General features: G+C 46.1%; 1 protein-coding gene. It reads right to left on the bottom strand.

Translation table 11 applies throughout. The annotated features are described in order from the left end of the window. Window positions 1-105 precede the first annotated feature (105 nt). Entirely contained in the window at window positions 106-1095 is a 990-nt protein-coding gene (gene dhaK, locus ACTF5U_RS09675; protein WP_438971423.1) for a dihydroxyacetone kinase subunit DhaK, read from the bottom strand. Window positions 1096-1234 lie beyond the last annotated feature (139 nt).

Here is a 1234-nt window from a genome sequence, read left to right as displayed (position 1 = left end):
ATATTGACGCCGGGGCTCGAACCAGTCAATTAATTATCTGCGTGATTGCGGATGAGATAGCAAAAATTACAACCCAAAAATAAGACTTATCTAATATTGTGGTAATTAACACCCCCAACGAAGTGCTGCGGTATGTACCGGAGCATCCCAATACTGCGTCGTTTCATCATCAAGCAAAGTCAGCGTTACCGAACAACCAGCCATATCCAATGATGTGGTGAAATTACCGACTAAAGAACGAGCGATCTCAATGCCGCGTTCTTCAAAAAATGCTGCTGCCAGATTATAAATAAGGTACAACTCCATCAACGGCGTCGCACCAAAGCCATTGATATGTAGCAACACTTTCTGACCTTTCGCTGGTTTCAGATCTTGATCAATCGCGTCACACAGCTGCGTGACAATCTCATTGGCAGACACTAAATCAGTTGTTTCCCTGCCTCGTTCACCGTGGATCCCAACGCCCATTTCAATTTGCTTATCGGTGATATCAAAAGTGGGTTTACCTATTGCAGGCACGGTGCAACTGCTTAACGCGACACCCATTGACGCCGTATTGTTAGCGACTTTATCGCCTAAGGCTTTACATTCAGCTAGGTTCGCCCCTGCTTCAGCAGCAGCTCCAAGGATTTTTTCAACAATTAACGTACCCGCCACACCACGACGGCCGGTGCTGTGATCTTTGGGTAAAGCAACGTCATCACTCACCAACACAGTTTCGTGAGGGCATTCGAGCATTTCCGCGGCGATTTCAAAATTCATTACGTCGCCTGCGTAGTTTTTGACGATAAATAATATGCCGGCACCATTCTCTACTTCCTGCGCTGCCATCATCATTTGATCGGGAGACGGTGAGGTGAATATATGACCGGGACAAGCAGCGTCGAGCATGCCTCGTCCAACAAGACCAGTATGTAAAGGTTCGTGCCCTGCTCCGCCCCCTGAAATCAGGGCGACTTTGACAGAATCTGGTTTGTTTTTTCGGGTCACATAATGTGGCTGATGGTTCAGCTTAACAATGTCAGAGTGCGCCATTGCAAAGCCTTTCAGGCTCTCTTCCAAAACACTTTCAACGGCATTAATCATCTTTTTCATATTGTCTCTCCCACATATAGTAAGCTTACTTTTGTAGCGCTTTCGTGACTTGTTGCAAATCGTCTAGTACCCATGTCGGTGCATAATCTTCATTTTCAATATCCGCTTTTGAAGACACACCGGTCAACACCATTATGCT

The sequence above is a fragment of the Methylophaga sp. genome, from assembly GCF_965655755.1.
Taxonomy (GTDB): Bacteria; Pseudomonadota; Gammaproteobacteria; order Nitrosococcales; family Methylophagaceae; genus Methylophaga.
Note: the sequence above shows the minus strand (reverse complement) of the source record. Positions and strands in the feature narration are given on the sequence as shown.

What these genes read in the sequence shown, in the direction of transcription:
- dhaK (WP_438971423.1), bottom strand. Translation starts at nt 1,095, where the DNA reads ATGAAAAAGATGATTAATGCCGTTGAAAGTGTTTTGGAAGAGAGCCTG.